Below are 19048 nucleotides of genomic sequence, written 5' to 3'. Positions count from 1 at the left end.
CGCTGGAATGTCGATGAGCAGCCCGAAGCGGGCGCGTTACGTCCGCTTCGGGTGCCTGCATCCCTGCTTGTCGCTTGAACCCCAATGCTGGCGGTTCTGTAGGTGTTCACCCTAAGCGTACGTAAAATACACTTTCGTGTCGTGACCCCGAGTTCGCGCGCCTCGGCCGCGCCAGCGTGATCGCCTCGGGCTTCAGCTACGTTGCCGGTTACGGCATTCGTTTGCTGCCAGTCATTCAGGCCCGCGCGCAATTGCGCGATGTGTACGGCCCTGACGTCACTAGCGAGATTGTCCAGAACTGCGGCGTTGAGCTGGTCTTTACGCCCAAGCACGTCGACGTTGCGAAAGAGTTGTCCGAACGCCTCGGCAACTACACCTATGAGGCGAAATCGCGCTCTAAGCGCGTGTGGGATGCCTTTGAGGGGTCGGTATCAACCTCCGATCAGCGCCGTCCTCTCATGCTGCCGCAAGAGCTGCTGTTGCTCTCGCAAGACGACGTGATCGTTCTGCGCGCCGGTATCCCCCCGCTGAAAGGCGGGAAAATCCGCTATTACAAGGATAAGTGGATGGCGAAGGCGTCGAGCGTCGTCCCGCCGCCGATCGCGGCCGCTAGATCCTTCGATCGCCAGGCGCTCGCTGGCGATTATTGAAAGCATCGAGTCTCCTGAAATGTCCGATGCTGAGGCGGAAAGCGGCATCGATTTCGCACGATTGGTGGGCTTCCCGTTTGATGAGCTGCCCGCCGACGGAGATCCTCACAAGGCGGCGGCATTCTTTGCCGCCCTGGGCTTGTCGCCCGACTTCGCCGGCATGGACTTTGACGAATTGGCGGCTCGGGACGGACCGCCTTCTGAGACGGCAGGGAATGCCGCTGCAAGCCCGGGAAGCGCATCTACGGCCATCGAGGTCGCAAACAGCGGAGACGACAGCGAGGCTTTGGCCTTTTTGAATGGAGCTAAGGGATAATGGCTGACGACAGAACCGAGCAGGCTGCAGGAAGCAAGCCTGGTGAGCGATCGAACGGAACACGCGATCTGGCACGCCAGGATCGCGAACGCCAGGTTGCGGCCGATTTCAGGCAGATGACGCAGGCGGAGCGTTTACAGGATAAGAGCACAAACCCTGGCGCCAAACAGGTCGCCGCCATGGAAGCCGCGATCGACAAGAAATATGGGCGCGCGACCCCGGAGGCGGCCCGTATGAAAGTTGCGGCTCGAGAAGCGGTTGCACAGACCCTAGAGCGCGGTGGCGAAGTGCGAGCCCCCCGCGTGCGCGAGGTCGAGCAGCGCCGGGATGAGACGCGCGACCAGAATCGCGCGGCGGCGGAGAAAACGGCACGGGATCTAGATCGATAATGCCCGGCACCGTCGCGCCCCTGTAGCGACGCACCGAGGCGGAGGGCAAACTATGGGACATACCAGTCATTCCCTCGCGAGGTGCTCAAGGGCAGGTTTCTCGCTAAAACCCGACACTCAACCTTTGCCTCATCGGCCTCGCAACCGTGGCTGCACTCGGCCAATGGGCGACAGGTCCGAGGCCACGCCCTTCGATCAGGTCGCGATGGAGATGGCGAATGGCGCGAAACCTCGGACCCGGACGATATCACCCACTATCAGCATCATGGCTTCAGGACCGCGTGCACTGGCGATGCTTCCCAGATCGACGATGCTTTTCGGAGACCAGCCCATGTCGAGAAGCAAGGTGGCCACCAGTTTCCGGGAATCATCGTCTTCGCCAGAGATGAAGGCGGTGCCGCCCTTGACGACGGCAGGGTCGGCCATCACAGAAAATAGCATGGTGTTGAGCGTCTTGACGACGCGCGTGGCCGGAAGCGCGGCTTGCAGCCGCTCGGCGAGACTGTCGGAAGGGTAGAGCAGGCCCGCCGGTCGCCCATTAGCGTCTCGGGAGGTCGCGTTGGCGACATCGATCAGAATCTTGCCTGACAGCGGACCGGCTAGTGCCGCGAGCCGCTCGACGCTGCTGTCGCCCGGCGTGGCATTGAAGATCATGTTGGCAGCGGCGATCGCTTGCGCCGTATCGGCCAGAGTGACGGCGGGGCCTTGCCAGCGAGCCTTCGTCGCTGCGAGGTCGCGCGAGCCGATGGTGACGCGATGGCCGCCGCGAACCAACGCCGTGGCAAGCGCCCCGGCAACCCGGCCCGAACCCAGAATGGCAATATCAGACATAGGATACTCAACTTTTAGAGGGGGAGGATGGATATCGATAGATTGGCAAGTTCTGCTGGACCGGCGACGAAGCCGGATGCCGCCGAGGTCCAGCGTTCGCCCGCAAGGTTGATCGCGACCCCGCCCGCCTCGCGGATCAGAAGCGCGCCGCCAATCAGACCTGCGGCTACATGGCCATATTGCCAGAAGAGATCGAGCTGTCCCGCTGCCACATCGACCAGTTCTAGCCCTGTCGGAACTGAGGCCCTGACCAGCAACGCTGCGTCGAGCATCACTGCTGTAGATTGGGCCATGCGCTTTTTGATCGCCGCCGTCTCGCCTGGTCGCGCCTGACCGGTAGCAACGATGGCCGCGTCCAGCCCCCGCTTGCCGGAGACGTGCAACGGCTTGCCGTTCACAAAAGCGCCGCAACCGGCTATCGCGGTATAGGTTTCGCCCTTGAGCGGCTCATGGATGACGGTCAGCCACGGCTCTCCATCTCGTACCAGCGTCGCGGTCACGCCCCAGCCGTCGCGGCCGTGCAGATGATTGACGTTGCCTTCGACCGGATCCACCGCCCACCATTCACCGGCGGGCAGCGGACCCTCGCCGTCTTCGTCCTCCAGCCAGTGCGAGCCGGGCCGGGCTGCTAGCAGAATCTGTCGCAGGTCAGCGGTCACGGCCTTGTCATTATCGGCGATGCCTTGCAGCAATGTCGCCAGATCGGTCGGCGGGGGCTGAATCCGGAAGCGGTCGAGCAGGATATCCCCGGCTGCTTTCACAGCGCCAACCGCGATCTCCAGCAGCGCATTTTCTGAATTGTCGGTCACGCTTTCGTCTCACTTGATGATGGACATAAGCTATGATCTCGGCCTCATTACCGCTACTCGCCTTCCATCATGACGACATCGCACGACATCACCAGCACGAATCCCCGAAAAGCCGCGCGTCAGCGCCGGTCGGAGGCGACGGTGGATGCCGTGGTGGAGGCGGCTGCTCGCATTCTGGAGGGAAAGGGCGCGCCCGGCTACACCACCAACGCCATCGCCAGAACGGCCGGGGTCAGCATTGGCTCGCTGTACCAATATTTCCCGAACAAGGACGCGATCACCCGCGCGCTGATCCGCCGTGAACTGCGATCGCTGGAGGATGATCTCGGCCCCGTTTTCGCAGCACCCATGGCGCCCGGTGCGCTGGCTGACTTCGCGTTCGCCGCTGCCACCTATCAGATGCGACGGCCAGCTCTCGCGCGGCGCCTTGACGAGCAGGAGGAGCAGGTTGCGGCACCGGACGACCTCGCCCCGGCGCGCGCGCGCATCATGGCGCTGTTATCTGCCGTGATGCTGGGCCACGGGATCGATGCCGACACAGCATTGCTGGACGATCTCATGGCCGTCGCCAGATCATTGACCGATGCGGCCGGGCATCGCGGCGAGACGGACATCGCGCCGCTGGCGCGCAGGATCGAGTTTGCCATGATGGCGGTCGCGACGGCCGGGCGATGAACGCTCAACCCGGAACGCGCACGACATCCCCGGGCAACATGGCCCGGAAGCGTTCGGGTGCAATTCCATCCGCCGCGAGCCCAACCGCCAATCGTTCGGCAGGATCGTCACGCGCCTCGTCGGTCAACTTGAACACGCCCCAATGCATGCCGATTGCCATGCGCGCGTCCAGATCGCGCATGATCTGGATCGCCTCCTCTGGGTCGACATGCTGGGCAGCCATGAACCAGCGGGGATCATAAGCGCCGATTGGCAGAATGGCGAGGTCGGGCGGCCCGAACTTTTGTCGCAGCGCGCGGAAAATTGTGCCGGTGCCATATCCCGTGTCGCCGGCGAAATAGATCAGCTTTCCGCCCGCCCGAATCATGAAGCCACCCCAGAGCGCCATGCGGCGGTCGGCCGGTCCCCGAGAGGACCAGTGAAGGGCCGGGACGATGTGGATCTCTGCCTGCTGACCAATGGCGACCATATCGCCCCAATCGCCTGTTTCGACCCGTGCCGTGGAAATATGTCGCCGGATAATTGCGTCATTCCCGAGCGGCGTCACGATCAGTGGCGATTGACGGGCATGGATGTCACGCAACGCGGCGATGTCGAGATGGTCATAATGGTTGTGGGACAACAAAATGGCATTGATTGGTGGTAGGTCGTCTAGTCGGATGCCCGGCTGCATGACCCGCTTGGGGCCTGCAAACCGAACGGGGCTTGCCCGGTGCGACCATAAGGGGTCGGTCAATAGGTTGATGCCCGCAATCTGGATAAGGACGGTCGCGTGGCCGACCATTGTGACGGTCAAGCCTTCAACGTGCGGTTCGGGCACGACCGGGGCGATCTCGACATGCTTCGGCCATGGATTGTTGGGGGCAGAACGCCGCCAGCGCACGATGTCGCTCAGCCCCCGGTCCGTGTCGGGTTCACCGGGATTGAAGAAGCGCGCTCCATCGAAATGGTCGCTGACAGGGCCCCGATACCAAGGGTTTTGGCGCGGCATCTCAGACCCCTTTCATGCTTCCATAGTGCACGCCGCTCTCGAATGCGCGGGCAAGTGTGGTGACGGTCGCGTGCAACATGGCTTCGACCGGGGCGTTTGCCGTGACGAGTTGCGCCACAAAGGCAGGATGCACATAGACCGTCACCGCGTCGCGAACGACGCCCGCTGCGACATCGATGTCGTCGATATCCCACTCGCCCCGCCGTACCGCCTTTTCGATCAACTTCGCGACGAGATTGGTGATCCGTGCGGCATAAGTGTTGATCATGTCGGGTCGATCTACGACGATGCGTCGATACAGATCGTGTATTTCGCGGTCGCCGACAAAACGATCACGCTTGCGTCGGTGCAGGTCGAGAATCATCGCCGTCAGTCGCTCGGCGGCCGGGCCATCGGTTTCGATATACTGCGCTGCCAACTGAGCTTCGTCGTCCATCGCCTCCTGGACGATCGCATCCATCATGGCGCTCTTGGAGCGATAGAAGCGGTAAAGTGCGGCATGGCTCACACCCAAGTCACGCGCCACGTCAGTAACATTCGTCTTGGCCTCGCCGAACCGACGGATTTGCGCCTTCGCACTCTCGAGGATGTTGGCTGCCGTCAGCGGCTGAAGAGGTGTTTCTCGCATGCCGCTTCCATAGACTGCACCATAACGATCTACAAGTTACATCGCATAGATATTGTAAGTTGAAACATTTGATGCCACATGAGGCTCCATTCATAAGGAGGCCGCATATGGCAACTGCATTCGTAACCGGCGCCACAGGGCTGCTCGGTCGTAATTTGGTGGAACGGCTTGTTCAGCAGGGCTGGACTGTCCGCGCCCTGCACCGCAACCCTAGTGATGCCGCAAAGCTGAGCGCGATCGGCGCGGAGCCTTTTGCGGGCGAGCTGGGCAATCCGGCTGCGCTCCGAAAGGGGATGGCAGGCGCAGATACCGTGTTTCACGCGGCCGCGCTGTTCACCATGTGGGCACCGGCGGAGGACTTCGAGAGCGCGAATGTCGAGGGCACCCGCAACATGCTGGCAGCGGCTCAGGCGGAGCGGGTCTCCAGCTTCGTCTACATCAGTGCCGCCGGCGTCGTGATGGGCAATGGCAAGCCGATGACGGACATCACCGAGGACACGCCGCTCGCCTATCCCTCCTGGGCTCCGTATCTCGCGTCCAAAGCACGCGCGCAGAAGCTGGTTCTCGACGCAAACAGGCCCGGGGGTTTGCGCACCGCCGTAATCCTGCCGCCTCTCATCTGGGGAGCGGGCATGCCCATGCTCGACAACATGGTCGAGCATGTGATGGCAGGCAGTTTTGCATGGCCCGCAGGCGGCAACCAGATCATGTCGACCGCACACGTCGACAATGTCTGCGCCTGCGCCATCCTAGCCGCTGAGAGATCACCGGGCGGCCGAGCTTATTTCGTAACCGACGGACAGAGTCAGTCGATGCACGCGGTGATGACCGCGCTGGTCGGGACCAAGGACGTAGAGATCAAGGCCCGCAATGCGCCATTGGGAATTGCATGGTTCATGGCGCGGGCGATGGAATTCGTTTGGCGCACGTTCGGGCGTTCGGGCGAGCCGCCGTTGACCCGACAGATGCTGCGGATGGTAGGCTATGACTTCACCATATCGGATCGCCGCGCGCGTGAGGAGCTAGGCTACGCCCCCGTCACGAACTGGGCGCAGGGCTTGGCCGCGATGCGCGCCGCTGCCTGAACCCACTCTTCCAAACGCCAGATATCGGAACAGACGATCATGACAAGCTCATTCAATAGCGGACTTGGCACGTCCGTCGTGACCGGTGCATCCGCCGGCATTGGGGCGACCTATGCCGACCGTCTCGCACGTCGCGGCCACGACCTCCTTCTCGTTGCCCGTCGCGCGGAACAACTCGAAAGCGTGGCCCAGGCGATCCGGGACGCGCATGGCGTCACCGTCGAGACTTTGGCGGCTGACCTCGCCGACCCGTTTGACCTAACGCGCGTGGTGGACAAGATCGGCGGCGATCCCCGGATCACCATGCTTGTGAACAATGCCGGCACGGCCACCTTTGCGCCTGTCATCAAAATCGGCGACGGGGCGGCTCAGGCGATGATCGACGTCAACGTCACGGCCCTTGTCCGCCTGACGCTGGCTGTGCTCCCCGGGTTTACCGCCCGTAACAGCGGCACGATCGTCAACATCGCATCCGTCGCCGCGCTCGGTGAATTGCCCGTGACTGCTCTCTACAGCGGCACCAAAGCTTTCATCCTCAGCTTCACGCGTGGGTTGTCGGGCGAACTGGCCAATACGGACATCCGGGTGCAAACTGTGCTGCCCGCGCCTGTCGCAACGGAGGGCTGGGACAATGCCGGCCTGCCACTCGCCTCCCTTGATCCCGACACGGTGATGTCGGTCGCCGATTGCGTGGACGCCGCTCTTGCCGGTCTCGACATCGGCGAAACGATCACGCTGCCATCAGTGGAAGATCTGGCGCCCCTGCTTGCCGATTATGACTCTGCGCGCTTCGCAATGTTGGGCATGGCGCAGAGCGGAGCGACAGCTTCACGATACAAAGTGGGAGGTTGAACGCGCTGCTATAATTGGCGTCGGAGAGCATACGGTTTTTGGGAGGGCAGAGTGAGTGACCGATTCCAGTCTGACCGTATTCGAAGCGATGCCCCTTCATTGCTGCGGTTCGTCACTCGCCCTCGCTCACTCAGCATCGCCTTTTAGCGACGGCATTTTGACCGCGTTGAGATAAGCGATGCACATCAATCTCAGCTGCCGCAGTAATGTGGCGACTTGAGCAGCTTCAAGATCGCGCTCGAACACGTTGCGGACCGTGCCGAAAATGCTGGAAAGAAGGGTGAGGATCACCGTCGGGAGATCGGCAAAATCGGCATCGGTAGCGCTGCCGAACATCGCCGCAGTGGCCGCGTCGGCGCGACGACCAAAGGCCTCGATCAACACCTCGTTGTCCAGCTCGGCGACAGACCGGTACAAGGCACGGGTCACCTCGGGTCGCTCGGCTTTGGCGCTCCAATAGGTCTTCACCAGCCCGGCGACCATCTGCTCGATCGATGCGCCCCGATGCGCCTGGCAAAAGCTTTCCAATTTTTCAGCCAAAACATCCAGATAACGCTCGTTCACGGCGTAGAACAACGAATGCTTGTGCGGGAAATATTGGTACATCGTGCCGACGGAAACCCCGGCCCGCTTCGCCACCCGCGTCGTCGTAAGGCGATAGGGTCCATCGGCCACCAAAACCTGAATGGTCGCCTCGAAGATGGCGTCCAATGTCACCGCTGCGCGTGCTTGGCGCGGCCTTTTCCGGGGCGTTAGCTCGATGGGTGGGCGCGAGACCATAAGCGAATCCTCAAACTGAAGCATCGTTCATATATAGGCATCTCGGAACACTGCAGCATTTTAGGATCAATTATGGCCGACACCAACCGCATCGCGCTCGTCAGCGGCGCCAACAAGGGCATCGGGCTGGAAATCGCCCGCCAGCTGGCACAGGCCGGCGTCTTCGTCATCATCGGCGCCCGTGATCCGGCACGCGGCGAGGCGGCGGTCGCGGATCTCGCCTCGCAGGGATTGCGGGGGCAATTCGTCCCGATCGACCTCATCGACCACGCAACCATCGCGGCGGCGGCCGAGACGATCCGTGCGGAACACGGCAGGCTCGACATCCTTGTCAACAACGCCGGAATCGTCGATGCTCAGGACGGTCCACCGACCGCATCATCTGCCGATGCGGCCCGGCGGATCATGGATACGAACTTTGTTGGCACCCTGGCCCTGACGCAGGCCATGCTTCCGCTTTTGCGCGCAGCGCCGGCCGCAAGGATCGTCAATCTCTCTAGTTCGCTAGGGTCGCTATGGGTCAACGGCGATCCGACATCACCCTATTATTCGGCACGCCTGATCGGGTACAATGCCTCCAAGGCGGCAGTAAACATGCTGACGGTACAACTTGCGCAAGAGCTGCTCGACACGCGGATCGTCGTGAACTCGGTCAGCCCAGGCTATGTGAAGACGGACCTTACCGGCTTCACCGGCTTTATGACGCCGGAGGAAGGCGCCAAGCTACCGGTCGAATATGCGCTGCTCGGTGAGAATGCGGTGTCCGGGAGGTTCGTCGAAGCGGCCGGCGAGACTCCCTGGTAAACCGGCCCTCGCCTTACCCAGGACTTGGCGGGTCGCTCGGGCTACCCGCCAAGGCATACGGTCACCAACCTTCCCTCGCGCCCTACGGCCAAGCCTGACTACCACGTTCGCCACAAGCAGATCAATAAATGGCGCGTTTTAGGATCGTGGCGCACCGCCCTAAACCACTTAATTTGAATGCACTGCTGCCAGACCGCTCAACGGGACGGGAATGGCGGGTTTAGGAAGGAGCGGCCATTGACGCGCTGGCCGGCGACTTCTGGAAGTGGTCGAACACCACCGTTCAGTTTAGCGATCGGCATCATGAGAAGGTGAGCCTGCGACGATGTGGCCTTTTTCGATGGCCTCAAGATTTCCGTACTTAGAGGTGGCCCCCATTTTTCGGACAGGACGATAAGCTATAATCCGATCTGAGAGAGGACGGGTTTATGGGTAAGGTTACGCGGAAACGGTATTCGGGTGAGTTCAAGTCTCGTGTTGCGCTGGAGGCGATCCGTGGTGAGCAGACGCTGGCGGAACTGGCGTCGAAGCACGGCGTGCATCAGACGATGATCGCCCAATGGAAGCGCCAGGCGATCGAGGGCATGGCGAGCCTCTTTTCTGGCAAGGCAGCACCGGAAGCGACAGCCAGCCCGGCCGATGTGGAGAAGCTGCATGCGAAGATCGGCCAATTGCTGGTGGAACGTGATTTTTTGCGCGATGCCTCTGCTCGGTTGGGCGTGATCAGAGGCGGCAGATGATTGACCCGAAGCGAGCGCGTCTGCCGATAATCCGGCAATGCACGCTGCTGCAACTCAACCAGTCGGGCGTCTACTATCGGCCTGTGCCACAGAGCGAGGCCAATCTGGAGCTGATGCGGCTGATCGACGCCCAGTTCCTGGAAACGCCGTATTATGGCTCACGGCAGATGACATGGCATCTGCGCCGCCTGGGACATGAAGTGGGCCGCAAGAGGGTCCGGCGGCTCATGGCGATCATGGGCCTGCGGGCGATCTACCAGAAGCCGCGCACGACCGTGCCCCATCCGGAGCATCGGAAATATCCATATCTGCTGCGGGATCTGGTCATCAATCGGCCTGACCAGGTCTGGTGTTCCGACATCACTTATATCCCGATGCACAAGGGCTTTCTCTATCTGGTGGCGGTGGATGGATTGGCACACGCGCAAGGTGCTGTCCTGGCGTCTGTCGAACACAATGGATGCGGAGTTCTGCGTCGAGGCACTCCGGGATGCGCTGGTGCGCTACGGCTCCCCAGAGATTTTCAACACGGACCAGGGTTCACAATTCACGACGCCCCGGTTCACCGAGGTTCTGGAACGACGCCAGGTTCGCATCAGCATGGATGGGCGCGGTCGCTGGCTGGATAACGTGTTCATCGAACGTTTGTGGCGATCATTGAAATATGAATGCGTCTACCTGCATGCGTTCGAGACCGGATCAGAGCTACGGGCCGGGCTTGCCGGATGGATCGCCCATTATAACGGGAAGCGTCCGCATACGGCGCTGGCTGGACGTACGCCCGATGAGGCGTATCATGACGTGCCGAGGCCCTCTGGTCCGGGGTTAACCCCGGACCAGAGGGCCAACAGCAACGCCGTCAGAAGGGCGGCATAACGACAACCGGGTATAGCTTATTCAAACCCAAAAACTGTCCGAACGGACGGGACCACCTCTGGACCACCTCTGTATCGGGAGGCATCTTTGATGTTCGGCTTGCCGCTACAGGCAGCAGCGGGACTGCAGGATGGGGAAAAGGTGCCCATGGCGGGGATGGTTAAGAGCTTCACGGATGGAACGGAAATTGGTGGCCTGCTCCACCGCTATGGGCTGGTTTGAGAAGATCAGAAAGGCAGCTTAGGGGGGGATGCGGAATGTCGGCTATCAGACTGTAAGATTGGTAAAGTGGCCATCGCGTTGTCGTGGCTCATGTTGTCGGTCCCCTTTAGGAACAGCGCGAGGTTCGGCGTCCGGTGGTAGTAGAAGCGGATCATGGGCGTGCACCACTGTAAAGTTCGATCAAGGCATTCGGGGGATTGCGACGTCGAGCAGCGCGTAAAGGCTGCTCGACGTTGACGTTCAGCCGACTGTCTTGATCCAGACTGTCTGCGCGTTGGTGAATTCGCGTAGACCGAAGTGCGACAGTTCGCGTCCGTAGCCGCTCTGCTTGACGCCGCCAACCGGAATACGGGCATTGGTCGTGCTGAAGCCGTTGATGAACACCCCGCCGGTTTCCATGCGCCGGGCGATCTGCTGTGCGCGGCCGATGTCGCTCGTCCACAGATTGCCGCCGAGGCCATAGTCGCTGTTGTTGGCGAGTTCGATCGCATGCTCCACATTGTCCGCGATCGTGATGGCCGCGACGGGTCCGAAGGTTTCCTCGACAAAGGCGGTCATACCGGGCGCGACATCCGCGAGCACGGTCGGCTCGTAGAAATTACCCGGCCCTTCGACCTTGCTGCCGCCCAGCAGCAGAGTGGCGCCCTGCGCGATCGTCCGCTGGACCTGGCTGTCCAGTTCGTCGCGCAGATCGTGGCGCGCCATCGGCCCGACCTGCGTCATCGGATCGGAGGGGTCGCCGACCTTCAGTGCCTTCGCCGCCGCCACGAATTTCTCGGTAAATGCCTCGGCGATCGGACGCTCGAGAATGAAGCGCTTGGCGGCGAGACAGACCTGCCCGGTGTTTTGGAAGCGCGCCTCGACAGCGGCCTTTACCGCCAGATCGATGTCGGCATCCGCCAGCACGATAAAGGCGTCGCTTCCGCCCAGTTCGAGAAGGCTTTTCTTGAGCGCCCGTGCCGCTGTCGCCGCAACGGCCGCGCCGGCCCGCATGCTGCCGGTCAGCGTGACGGCGGCGATGCGCGGATCTGCGATCACGCCTGCCACCGTATCATTATCGGCGTTCAGATTGGCGAGCAGGCCCTGCGGAAAGCCCGCTTCTTCATAAGCGCGCTGAAGAGCATAGGCTGCACCCATCACGTTGGGCGCGTGCTTGAGGAGGAAGCCGTTGCCCGACAGCATGATCGGCGCGGCAGCGCGCACCACCTGCCAGAGCGGGAAATTCCACGGCATGACGGCCAGGATCGTGCCGACCGGAAGATAGGACACATAGACCCGGTCATCGCCATCTACGGTGACGGGTTCATCGGCCAGGATCGCGGGGCCGTTCTCCGCGACCCATTCGATCGTCGCTGCGCATTTCTCGACCTCGGCGCGGGCAGCACCGATCGGCTTGCCCATCTCGGCGGTAATGAGCGCGGCCAGCGTGTCGGCCTGTGCGCGCAGCACGGTGGCGAGGCGTTGATAGGCCGCGACCCGCTCCGCCATCGAGGTATCCCGCCAGATCCGGAAGGCGGAACGGCCGGCGCTGAGTGTCGTCTCGACCTGATCGGCACTGTCGAACGGATAGTTCTGAATAAACAGGCCATCGGCCGGATTGCGCGATACGGCGCCGGCAGCGGCCTGAGGCCGGGAATTCGTCATGGAAATCTCCTGAACATCGAGTGTTGATGAGCAAAAAAGGAGAGGCTAGGCGGGCACCATGCCGGCAACGGCCTTGGCGAAGCCCGCGACATGATCCTCCATCGCGACCTCGCCGCGATTGACGCCCAGGCTGCCGCCCGCGAGCAGAGACACCACATCGGTCACGCCCATGAATGCGAAGGCGCGCCGGATCACCGGGGTGACCAGATCGTCCTCGCCACCTGCAACATGATGGTCGCGCGTTGCGATGAGTACGCGTACCGGCTTGTCCTGCAGAAGCCCTGGCCAGCCCGGCGCCAGTTCGAAGGTGAACCCCGGCCGGACCAGATAGTCGATCCAAGACTTTACGACGGCGGGGACCGAGAAATTATACATCGGCGCGGAAATGAGGATTTCGTCCGCCTCCACGATCTCCGCGATCAGCGCGGCGGACAGCACCAGCGCGCGGTCCATGTCGGGCGTGCGCGGCACCTCCGGTGGCGCATAGACCCCGGCGATCCAGTCAAGGCCCAGATAGGGGATGCCGGACCCGACGAGATCGCGATCCACCACCTGCCCGCCGGGATGAAGCGCTCTCCAGCGATCGACATAGAGCTGGCCCAGCCGGCGCGAGATGGAGTGCGCGCCGCGCGGGCTGGCGGTCACGTTCAACAATTTAGGCATCGCAATGTCCTCTGACGAAGTTAGTTTCACACCCGGATAGACACGGCCTGGCCGGCGTAACCGGCGGCCCAGCGTGAACCAGGCAGCATGGCAGGCTTATTTATGGACGAGCACGGTCTTGGGGTTGGTGAAGAGCTGACGCCCCTCCGCCCCATGTTCGGTGCCGACGCCCGACTGCTTGTGGCCGCCGAACGGCACGTCGACGCCCTGAGTATGGATCTCATTGACCCACACCATCCCGGTCTCCAGGCGGTTGGCGACGGCGACCGCTGCGCGGGTGTCCCGACCCCACACAGAGCCGCCGAGGCCGAAGGGGCTGTCATTGGCACGCTCGATGACGTCGTCGACGTCGTCATAGGCGATGATCGGCACGATCGGCGCGAACTGCTCCTCCTGCACGATCTTCGAATCCTCGGGCGGATTGTCGACGATGGTGACAGGAATGAAATAGCCCGGCCGGCTCTCGTCGACCGTGCCCCCGAGCACCACCTTCTGGCCGTTCACGCGGATGTCTTCGAGGAAGGTCTTTACCTTGTCGAACTGCATCTTGTTCTGGACCGGGCCGATCGTCACGTCGGGATCAAGGCCATCGCCCATCTTCTGGGTCTTCGCATAGGCCACAAAAGCCTCCACGAAATCGGCGTGAAAGGAGCGGTGCACGTAGAGCCGCTTGATGCCGACGCACCACTGGCCCGAATTGCCGACCGCGCCGAAGAAGAGCTGCGGGATGATCGCCTCCCAGTCGGCGTCCGGCAGCACGATCGCGGCATCGTTGCCGCCCATTTCCAGCGTCAGTCGCTTGACCGTGCCGGCTGCCGACCGGATCACATGCTTGCCGGTCTCGGTCGAGCCAGTGAAGCTGATCTTGGCGATGTCCGGGTGTGCCGTCATCTGCGGCCCGAGCTCATTGTCGCCCGAGACGACCGAAAGGACGCCGGCCGGAAATACGCTCTGCGCAATCTCGCCGAAACGCAGCGAGGTCAGCGGCGTAAAGGGCGACGGCTTGATCACTATGGTGTTGCCGGTGATCAGCGCAGGCGCGACCTTCCAGAGCGCCAGAAGAACCGGGAAATTCCACGGTGTGATCGCGCCGATGACGCCGAGCGGCGTATGGTGTAGCTCGACATAATGGCTGTCGGTTTCCTCGACGATCTCGACCGGGATGCGCCGCGCGGCGATCTGGCGGATCCACGAGATCGACTGATCAACCTCGGGCTCGGCCATCGTCTTGAGCGGCTTTCCCTGTTCCAGCACCAGCAGGCGGGCCAGTTCGTCGCGGTGTGCCTGAAGGGCGTCGGCGTAGGCTTCGAGATAGGTCTGGCGTTCGTCATAGCTGAGTGCGGACCAGCTCTTGAACGCGGACTTGGCCGAAGCGATCGCCTCCTCCATCTGCTCGGCGCTGGCAGCTGGAGCCTTGGCGAGCACATCGCCCGTCGCAGGGTTTATCACATCGAAGCTCTTTGCAGCCCCGACGTTCCGGCCTGCGATGCTCAGATAATAAGGGCGGGTGAAGAAATCGGCCGATCCATCGGCTTTTAGAGCGATAGCCACGGGTAAACTCCTTGGATTCATCGGTTGCGACGACCTCCGGGTCGCCGGGGCGCGTGAAGGGGTCAGTTCAGGAAAAGACGATCGAGAAGCGGCAGCCTGTGGCGATACAGGTCGATCGCCAGATGAAGCGCCCGCATCTCTTCTGCGTAGAAGGGTTGGGCGGCGATGACGGTCGCGGCAGATCGCAACAGGCGGCGCATCGATGATCTCCAGGGTTCAGGCGGCCGCCTCCGTCTCGTCGGTCCCCGCCACCAGAAACACTCTGGAGACGCTCCCCGCGAGGCGGTGCGGCAGCGCCGCCTGATATTCAGGGCTTGCGTACCAGGCGCGGGCGGCGGCCATCGATGCGAAGCTCAGGATCGCGACGCCCTCCGCGTCCTCTCCTTCCAGCACGTCCTGTGGGCCGTAGAAGGCGAGCGGCGTCAGCGGATGGATCTCGCGCGCCTTCGGGGCCCGATCCCGATACCTTTGCAGGGCATCGGGATCGGTTGTCCGCTCGCGCACGATGACAACGTAAGCGGTCAAGCGGCGACCTTGAGCGCGTCGATCAGCGCGCGGGCGGTCGCAGCCGACGAGCCGGGGTTCTGGCCGGTGATGAGCAGGGCATCCTGTACGACATAGGATGCCCAGTCGGGACCACGCGAGTAGAGGCCGTCCTTCGCCTTCAGTTCGTCCTCGACGAGGAAGGGCACGATGTCGGTGAGGCCGACCGCATCCTCTTCGCTGTTGGCGAAGCCGGTGACCTTCTTGTTCGCGACTAGCGGCTGGCCATCGGCCGCCTTCACGTGGCGAAGCACGCCCGGCGCATGACAGACGAAGGCGACTGGCTTATTGGCGGCGACGAAGCTTTCAATCAGTGCAATCGAAGTCGCGTCCTCGGCCAGATCCCACAGCGGACCATGGCCGCCCGGGTAGAAGACCGTATCGAAATCGGCCTGATCGACGCTGGCAAGCGTCACCGTGGCGGCGAGCTCGCCCATCGCGGTCGCGTCGGCCTCGAAGCGTCGCGTCGCGTCGGTCTGGTTGGCCGGCTCGTTGCTCTTGGGATCGAGCGGCGGACGGCCGCCCATGGGTGAGGCGAGGACGATCTCGGCACCGGCGTCCTTGAAGTTGTAATAGGGTGCTGCCAGTTCCTCGAGCCAGAAGCCGGTCTTGCGGCCGGTGTTGCCGAGCTGGTCGTGCGAGGTGAGAACCATCAAAATCTTCATGTCGTTATCTCCATTCGATCTGTGATCGGTGCGGTAGTTTGCAAAAAAAATAGACCGGTCGCCTTGTATGTTGACGGGAAACCTTTGGCTTGCCTCCGATCGGCACTCATGATTCCGCTGCCGGTGACACTATCCTTATCGTCCACTAGACCGGTCGTCTAGTGCTTTTCTGAAGCACCATGCGTTTTTCTCTCCAACCTGTATGCGCCTCCATCGATTAGGAGGGTCTTGAAGGCTATTTTCAGCAACATGCTTCGGAAGGCCGAGACCGACAAAAGGGTATAGACGACTGGTCTAAGATTGTTTATTGGTGATGGATCATGGCGACCGATACAACCGAAAAAGACACCCGTTCCCTCATCCTCGCCACTGGCCAGCAGATGATGAGCCGCAAAGGCTTCTCGTCGGTCGGGTTGACGGAGATCCTGACGGGGGCCGGCGTGCCGAAGGGCTCTTTCTATCATTATTTTGCGTCGAAGGATGCCTTCGGCGCGGCAATGCTGGAAGCCTATTTCGAAGAGTATCTTGGTGAGATCGACGGCATCATCGCCAAGCCCGGTCTCACCGGCGGCGAGCGCGTGATGCTCTATTTCGCGAATTGGCGTGAGTCTCAGGGGGCGTTCGATTGCCAAGGCCGCTGCCTTGCGGTCAAGCTCGGGGCGGAGGTGTCCGATCTGTCCGAGTCAATGCGCCTCGCACTGAAAACAGGCACGAGCAGGATCATCGGTCGGCTGAAGACGATGATCGAGATGGGTTTGGGCGACGGCTCTATCAAGATCGCCGGCTCGCCAGTCGACGCGGCCGCGAGCCTGTACTACCAGTGGCTCGGGGCCAGTGTGATGGTAAAGATCGTGCGGACTCACGATCCGTTCGAGACCGCGCTTCTGTCAACCCGATCCATGTTGGGAATGATGAACCACTAATCCCCATCGCAGTCTGATGTGGCGGAGCGACCTTGTTACGGTGAGACGCGAGCGGTCCCTTATGCAGATCCTCGACTGACGTGCACCCCTTATTTGTATCCAACCAAGAGGAGAGCTCTCGTTTTTTATGACTTGGGGTTGATGGGATGAGAAGAGTATCGCCGTAATGGCCGGTTTCAGCGATATATGCCGTTTAATATCCTGGCGCAAAACGACGGGCTCGTCCCAAACTTCGGCCTATTGACGTGAGTGTAGCAACGTCAGCTTTCGGGAAAATGCAAAAATTGCCAAGACGTCTGAGAAGCGGGCGTAAGCAGACCTACCGCTAGACGGCGCCGGGGGAAAAGCTTTCACTTCGAACCCGCATGATGGTCTGCCGACTTGTAGAGAATTTTCTGGCAAGTGCAGACACGCTCATACCCTCCGCCAGATCCTTGAGGACGCTTTGCCTCTCACCTTCTGACAGTGTGGAAGGCCGCCCCAGGGTCTTCCCTTCTGACTTTGCCCGCCTGAGACCAGACTGCGTGCGCTCGATCAGCAGATCCCGCTCAAACTGTGCGACAGCATTCAGAACCTGCATCGTCATTGTGCCGGAAGAACTGGTCAAATCAGCACCACCAAGTGCGAGGCAGTAAACCTTCACTCCCATGGCTCCCAGCATTTTAACCGTGGTGCTGACATCCATTGCATCGCGACCAAGACGATCAAGCTTGGTCACGATCAGAACATCTCCAGCTTCCAGTCGATCCATGAGGCGAGCAAAGCCACGCCGTTGCGCGATGGAGGTACTCCCGGAAATAGTTTCGGTAACGACGCGACGCGGCTCAACCCGAAAACCGGCTGCTTCAATTTCCTGAATCTGGTTTTCGGTCGTCTGACCGACTGTAGAGACGCGAACATAGGCAAAGGTGCGTGGCATGGGGATCATTTCGTCCGAATAGGATGTCCGAAATATGGACTATGTTCGAAATACTGTAAAGGTAATTTACGGACAGATCGCCTTCCCCCTGTCCGTAAACGATCTTTTTCGGACAGGAAGAACTTATGGCAATGACGCATAAAATGACCTACATTGTAAATATGACCTCGATCGAGGCCTTAACCTTATGGTGCCGGAGATCAGTAATATGATTCGTGTCAATGTTATGCCGAATGGCCGACTTGTCCTGCCGGTGGGTCTGCGCAAGTCACTTGGCGTCGAAAAAGGCGGCCAGGTCATGGCGGAGATCGTGGACGGGGAGGTTCGGTTGATAACACCCGATGCCTCGCTTGATCGAGCCAGAGCATTGTTCCGAAAATATGTCCCGGCCGGGACCTCGATTGCCGACGAAGTCATTGCTGAACGACGCGCAGAAAATACGCTGGATAACCATGACAATAAGGTGCAGCGCTGATGCCGATTTGCGTCATCGACACGTCCGCTGTCTTTGCGGACCTGAACGAAGAAACGGGATCTGAAGAAGCTCGGCGCTGGCTGAGAGATGCAGCCATCTCCGCCGTTAACCTGCAGGAAATCGTTTCTAAGGCTGTTGATAAAGGCGTCCCGACCGAAGGAATATCCGAACTTATCGCAGCTCTGCGCCTAGACGTGCGGCCTCTTGATCACAACCTGGCTCTGACGGCCGGATTAATGCGCGATGCAACCAAGCGGGTCGGTCTCAGCCACGGAGACCGCGCCTGTCTGGCATTAGCTAAAAAATTGGATCTCCCTGCGGTCACGGCAGATCGGGCATGGGCTGAAATTGCTGAAGCAATCGGCGTTGAAGTGGTTCTCATTCGATAGACTTACTGGTTGTAAATCTTGTGTAGGTTTTCTGTTCCGCAGCCACCCAAACCCCGGGGGAGCTGCTAGAAAAAGCGGACCTACCGCTTCCGCCTACTTCACAGACATAATTTTTCCGAAATCGGCATCTACATATCAGACATAATTCGGCTCAATCTAGAAGCAGGATTACCGAAACGCAGGAAACTTAGGTGGACGACTTTTCGAGCCCCCACGTTGGTTGTCTGTGCTGGGACATGCATGAGCGCAATGGCTATATCCGTTCAATTGCAAGCCATTCTGGCCTTTAAGGTGTTGTTTATATCGCTTATTTAATTCCCGAAGTGCTTTCCAGGGAGCACCTTAACCCAGCGTTTTGTTGACGCTGGGTTAGTGTCACGTCAAGCCTGTAGAGCGTGTAGGTYAGCTTCAGCGTCTGAGGCYAGATATGGCCCCGAGGCGTGAACCTGAAGCGCCATGAGAGCAATACTTCCAATCGRCCGGGACCCAAGAGGCAAGAGCGCGCTTCCGTTTGTCCAGCGGCACAGGCCGTCCTCGACATTATTCCATCCGGACAGATCGATGTCCTGCAGATGAGATGTCAGGGTCTTCGTCGCGTGTCCCTCGAAAAGCTGGACGTCGCCGACCA

The 19048-nt window shown here is 60.9% G+C and carries 22 protein-coding genes and 3 pseudogenes; 12 read left to right on the top strand and 13 right to left on the bottom strand.

Annotated elements, in window-relative coordinates:
• Positions 1–161: 161 nt before the first annotated feature.
• The 3 genes and pseudogenes from KP705_RS14400 to KP705_RS14390 all read left to right on the top strand — a co-directional run.
• Positions 162–650: pseudogene (locus KP705_RS14400) on the top strand (type IV secretory system conjugative DNA transfer family protein); the annotation flags it as partial.
• 19 nt (positions 651–669) lie between these two features.
• Complete coding sequence (locus KP705_RS14395) at positions 670–966, top strand: hypothetical protein (protein WP_063905447.1); 297 nt, start codon at positions 670–672, stop codon at positions 964–966.
• Complete coding sequence (locus KP705_RS14390; RefSeq protein WP_063905446.1) at positions 966–1355, top strand: hypothetical protein; 390 nt, start codon at positions 966–968, stop codon at positions 1353–1355. The genes KP705_RS14395 and KP705_RS14390 overlap by 1 nt, the downstream gene beginning before the upstream one ends.
• A gap of 195 nt (positions 1356–1550) precedes the next feature.
• Here KP705_RS14390 and KP705_RS14385 read toward each other — a convergent pair whose 3' ends face one another.
• Together KP705_RS14385 and KP705_RS14380 are read right to left on the bottom strand one after the other, a co-directional pair.
• Positions 1551–2186: an NADPH-dependent F420 reductase gene (locus tag KP705_RS14385; RefSeq protein WP_063905445.1), complete on the bottom strand. Its 636-nt coding sequence runs from the start codon at positions 2184–2186 to the stop codon at positions 1551–1553.
• 14 nt (positions 2187–2200) lie between these two features.
• Positions 2201–2995 (bottom strand): inositol monophosphatase family protein, encoded by a 795-nt coding sequence (locus KP705_RS14380; RefSeq protein ID WP_063905444.1) that lies wholly within the window; start codon positions 2993–2995, stop codon positions 2201–2203.
• Between the two features lie 69 nt (positions 2996–3064).
• Here KP705_RS14380 and KP705_RS14375 point away from each other — a divergent pair, with 69 nt between their 5' ends.
• The gene (locus KP705_RS14375) at positions 3065–3670 is read left to right on the top strand and encodes a TetR/AcrR family transcriptional regulator (RefSeq protein WP_063905443.1); all 606 of its coding nucleotides are present in this window, start codon (positions 3065–3067) and stop codon (positions 3668–3670) included.
• Positions 3671–3674: 4 nt separating this feature from the next.
• Here KP705_RS14375 and KP705_RS14370 read toward each other — a convergent pair whose 3' ends face one another.
• The gene (locus tag KP705_RS14370; RefSeq protein ID WP_063905442.1) at positions 3675–4661 is read right to left on the bottom strand and encodes an MBL fold metallo-hydrolase; all 987 of its coding nucleotides are present in this window, start codon (positions 4659–4661) and stop codon (positions 3675–3677) included.
• Position 4662: 1 nt separating this feature from the next.
• The gene (locus KP705_RS14365; protein ID WP_063905441.1) at positions 4663–5289 is read right to left on the bottom strand and encodes a TetR/AcrR family transcriptional regulator; all 627 of its coding nucleotides are present in this window, start codon (positions 5287–5289) and stop codon (positions 4663–4665) included.
• Between the two features lie 107 nt (positions 5290–5396).
• On the opposite strand from KP705_RS14365, the gene KP705_RS14360 reads away from it, so the two are divergent.
• Together KP705_RS14360 and KP705_RS14355 are read left to right on the top strand one after the other, a co-directional pair.
• Positions 5397–6374 carry an NAD(P)-dependent oxidoreductase gene (locus tag KP705_RS14360; protein ID WP_064275321.1) on the top strand — a complete coding sequence of 326 codons (978 nt, stop codon included), beginning with the start codon at positions 5397–5399 and terminating at the stop codon, positions 6372–6374.
• A gap of 39 nt (positions 6375–6413) precedes the next feature.
• Entirely contained in the window at positions 6414–7226 is an 813-nt protein-coding gene (locus tag KP705_RS14355; protein ID WP_063905439.1) for an SDR family oxidoreductase, read from the top strand.
• Between the two features lie 126 nt (positions 7227–7352).
• Here the strand turns inward: KP705_RS14355 and KP705_RS14350 are convergent, their stop codons facing one another.
• A complete protein-coding gene (locus tag KP705_RS14350; protein ID WP_064275345.1) occupies positions 7353–8006 on the bottom strand; it encodes a TetR/AcrR family transcriptional regulator in 654 nt (217 codons plus the stop codon).
• Positions 8007–8078: 72 nt separating this feature from the next.
• Between KP705_RS14350 and KP705_RS14345 the strand changes: the two genes are divergently transcribed.
• The 3 genes and pseudogenes from KP705_RS14345 (at position 8079) to KP705_RS20655 (ending at position 10648) form a co-directional block, all read left to right on the top strand.
• A complete protein-coding gene (locus KP705_RS14345) occupies positions 8079–8810 on the top strand; it encodes an SDR family oxidoreductase (protein ID WP_064275322.1) in 732 nt (243 codons plus the stop codon).
• Between the two features lie 428 nt (positions 8811–9238).
• Positions 9239–10426 (top strand): annotated as a pseudogene (locus KP705_RS14340) (IS3 family transposase).
• Positions 10427–10516: 90 nt separating this feature from the next.
• A complete protein-coding gene (locus KP705_RS20655) occupies positions 10517–10648 on the top strand; it encodes a hypothetical protein (RefSeq protein ID WP_256445922.1) in 132 nt (43 codons plus the stop codon).
• Between the two features lie 240 nt (positions 10649–10888).
• On the opposite strand, the gene KP705_RS14335 is transcribed toward KP705_RS20655, so the two are convergent.
• From KP705_RS14335 to KP705_RS14310, 6 genes are all read right to left on the bottom strand, one after another.
• Entirely contained in the window at positions 10889–12292 is a 1404-nt protein-coding gene (locus tag KP705_RS14335; RefSeq protein WP_064275324.1) for an NAD-dependent succinate-semialdehyde dehydrogenase, read from the bottom strand.
• A 45-nt stretch (positions 12293–12337) separates the two neighbouring features.
• Entirely contained in the window at positions 12338–12955 is a 618-nt protein-coding gene (locus KP705_RS14330; RefSeq protein ID WP_064275325.1) for an FMN-dependent NADH-azoreductase, read from the bottom strand.
• A 96-nt stretch (positions 12956–13051) separates the two neighbouring features.
• A complete protein-coding gene (locus KP705_RS14325) occupies positions 13052–14506 on the bottom strand; it encodes an aldehyde dehydrogenase family protein (RefSeq protein ID WP_253490648.1) in 1455 nt (484 codons plus the stop codon).
• A 62-nt stretch (positions 14507–14568) separates the two neighbouring features.
• The gene (locus KP705_RS14320) at positions 14569–14706 is read right to left on the bottom strand and encodes a hypothetical protein (protein ID WP_157091241.1); all 138 of its coding nucleotides are present in this window, start codon (positions 14704–14706) and stop codon (positions 14569–14571) included.
• Positions 14707–14722: 16 nt separating this feature from the next.
• Positions 14723–15031, bottom strand: a complete 309-nt coding sequence (locus KP705_RS14315; protein WP_064275327.1) for a DUF1330 domain-containing protein — start codon at positions 15029–15031, stop codon at positions 14723–14725.
• Positions 15028–15714, bottom strand: a complete 687-nt coding sequence (locus KP705_RS14310) for a type 1 glutamine amidotransferase domain-containing protein (RefSeq protein WP_064275328.1) — start codon at positions 15712–15714, stop codon at positions 15028–15030. Before KP705_RS14310 ends, KP705_RS14315 begins: the two co-directional genes overlap by 4 nt.
• A gap of 320 nt (positions 15715–16034) precedes the next feature.
• On the opposite strand from KP705_RS14310, the gene KP705_RS14305 reads away from it, so the two are divergent.
• Positions 16035–16637: a TetR/AcrR family transcriptional regulator gene (locus KP705_RS14305; RefSeq protein ID WP_064275329.1), complete on the top strand. Its 603-nt coding sequence runs from the start codon at positions 16035–16037 to the stop codon at positions 16635–16637.
• Positions 16638–16962: 325 nt separating this feature from the next.
• Here KP705_RS14305 and KP705_RS14300 read toward each other — a convergent pair whose 3' ends face one another.
• On the bottom strand, positions 16963–17556 hold the full coding sequence (locus KP705_RS14300; RefSeq protein ID WP_215764708.1) for a recombinase family protein: 594 nt from the start codon (positions 17554–17556) through the stop codon (positions 16963–16965).
• A gap of 208 nt (positions 17557–17764) precedes the next feature.
• Here KP705_RS14300 and KP705_RS14295 point away from each other — a divergent pair, with 208 nt between their 5' ends.
• Together KP705_RS14295 and KP705_RS14290 are read left to right on the top strand one after the other, a co-directional pair.
• Positions 17765–18031, top strand: a complete 267-nt coding sequence (locus tag KP705_RS14295) for a hypothetical protein (RefSeq protein WP_016738498.1) — start codon at positions 17765–17767, stop codon at positions 18029–18031.
• Positions 18031–18420: a PIN domain-containing protein gene (locus KP705_RS14290; protein ID WP_015075054.1), complete on the top strand. Its 390-nt coding sequence runs from the start codon at positions 18031–18033 to the stop codon at positions 18418–18420. The genes KP705_RS14295 and KP705_RS14290 overlap by 1 nt, the downstream gene beginning before the upstream one ends.
• Before the next feature lie 380 nt (positions 18421–18800).
• Here KP705_RS14290 and KP705_RS14285 read toward each other — a convergent pair.
• Positions 18801–19048 (bottom strand): annotated as a pseudogene (locus KP705_RS14285) (hypothetical protein); the annotation flags it as partial.

The sequence above is a fragment of the Gluconobacter sp. P1D12_c genome (genome assembly GCF_018812105.1).
Lineage (GTDB): Bacteria > Pseudomonadota > Alphaproteobacteria > Acetobacterales > Acetobacteraceae > Gluconobacter > Gluconobacter oxydans_A.
The sequence above is the reverse complement of the archived record's forward strand: the minus strand, read 5'-3'. Positions and strand labels throughout refer to the sequence as shown.

Bases quoted from the DNA above. Each gene is read 5' to 3' on its own strand.
- KP705_RS14395 (WP_063905447.1), top strand. From the start codon at position 670: ATGTCCGATGCTGAGGCGGAAAGCGGCATCGATTTCGCACGATTGGTG.
- KP705_RS14390 (WP_063905446.1), top strand. From the start codon at position 966: ATGGCTGACGACAGAACCGAGCAGGCTGCAGGAAGCAAGCCTGGTGAG.
- KP705_RS14385 (WP_063905445.1), bottom strand. From the start codon at position 2,186: ATGTCTGATATTGCCATTCTGGGTTCGGGCCGGGTTGCCGGGGCGCTT.
- KP705_RS14375 (WP_063905443.1), top strand. From the start codon at position 3,065: ATGACGACATCGCACGACATCACCAGCACGAATCCCCGAAAAGCCGCG.
- KP705_RS14370 (WP_063905442.1), bottom strand. From the start codon at position 4,661: ATGCCGCGCCAAAACCCTTGGTATCGGGGCCCTGTCAGCGACCATTTC.
- KP705_RS14365 (WP_063905441.1), bottom strand. From the start codon at position 5,289: ATGCGAGAAACACCTCTTCAGCCGCTGACGGCAGCCAACATCCTCGAG.
- KP705_RS14360 (WP_064275321.1), top strand. From the start codon at position 5,397: ATGGCAACTGCATTCGTAACCGGCGCCACAGGGCTGCTCGGTCGTAAT.
- KP705_RS14355 (WP_063905439.1), top strand. From the start codon at position 6,414: ATGACAAGCTCATTCAATAGCGGACTTGGCACGTCCGTCGTGACCGGT.
- KP705_RS14350 (WP_064275345.1), bottom strand. From the start codon at position 8,006: ATGGTCTCGCGCCCACCCATCGAGCTAACGCCCCGGAAAAGGCCGCGC.
- KP705_RS14345 (WP_064275322.1), top strand. From the start codon at position 8,079: ATGGCCGACACCAACCGCATCGCGCTCGTCAGCGGCGCCAACAAGGGC.
- KP705_RS20655 (WP_256445922.1), top strand. From the start codon at position 10,517: ATGTTCGGCTTGCCGCTACAGGCAGCAGCGGGACTGCAGGATGGGGAA.
- KP705_RS14335 (WP_064275324.1), bottom strand. From the start codon at position 12,292: ATGACGAATTCCCGGCCTCAGGCCGCTGCCGGCGCCGTATCGCGCAAT.
- KP705_RS14330 (WP_064275325.1), bottom strand. From the start codon at position 12,955: ATGCCTAAATTGTTGAACGTGACCGCCAGCCCGCGCGGCGCGCACTCC.
- KP705_RS14320 (WP_157091241.1), bottom strand. From the start codon at position 14,706: ATGCGCCGCCTGTTGCGATCTGCCGCGACCGTCATCGCCGCCCAACCC.
- KP705_RS14310 (WP_064275328.1), bottom strand. From the start codon at position 15,714: ATGAAGATTTTGATGGTTCTCACCTCGCACGACCAGCTCGGCAACACC.
- KP705_RS14305 (WP_064275329.1), top strand. From the start codon at position 16,035: ATGGCGACCGATACAACCGAAAAAGACACCCGTTCCCTCATCCTCGCC.
- KP705_RS14300 (WP_215764708.1), bottom strand. From the start codon at position 17,556: ATGCCACGCACCTTTGCCTATGTTCGCGTCTCTACAGTCGGTCAGACG.
- KP705_RS14295 (WP_016738498.1), top strand. From the start codon at position 17,765: ATGATTCGTGTCAATGTTATGCCGAATGGCCGACTTGTCCTGCCGGTG.
- KP705_RS14290 (WP_015075054.1), top strand. From the start codon at position 18,031: ATGCCGATTTGCGTCATCGACACGTCCGCTGTCTTTGCGGACCTGAAC.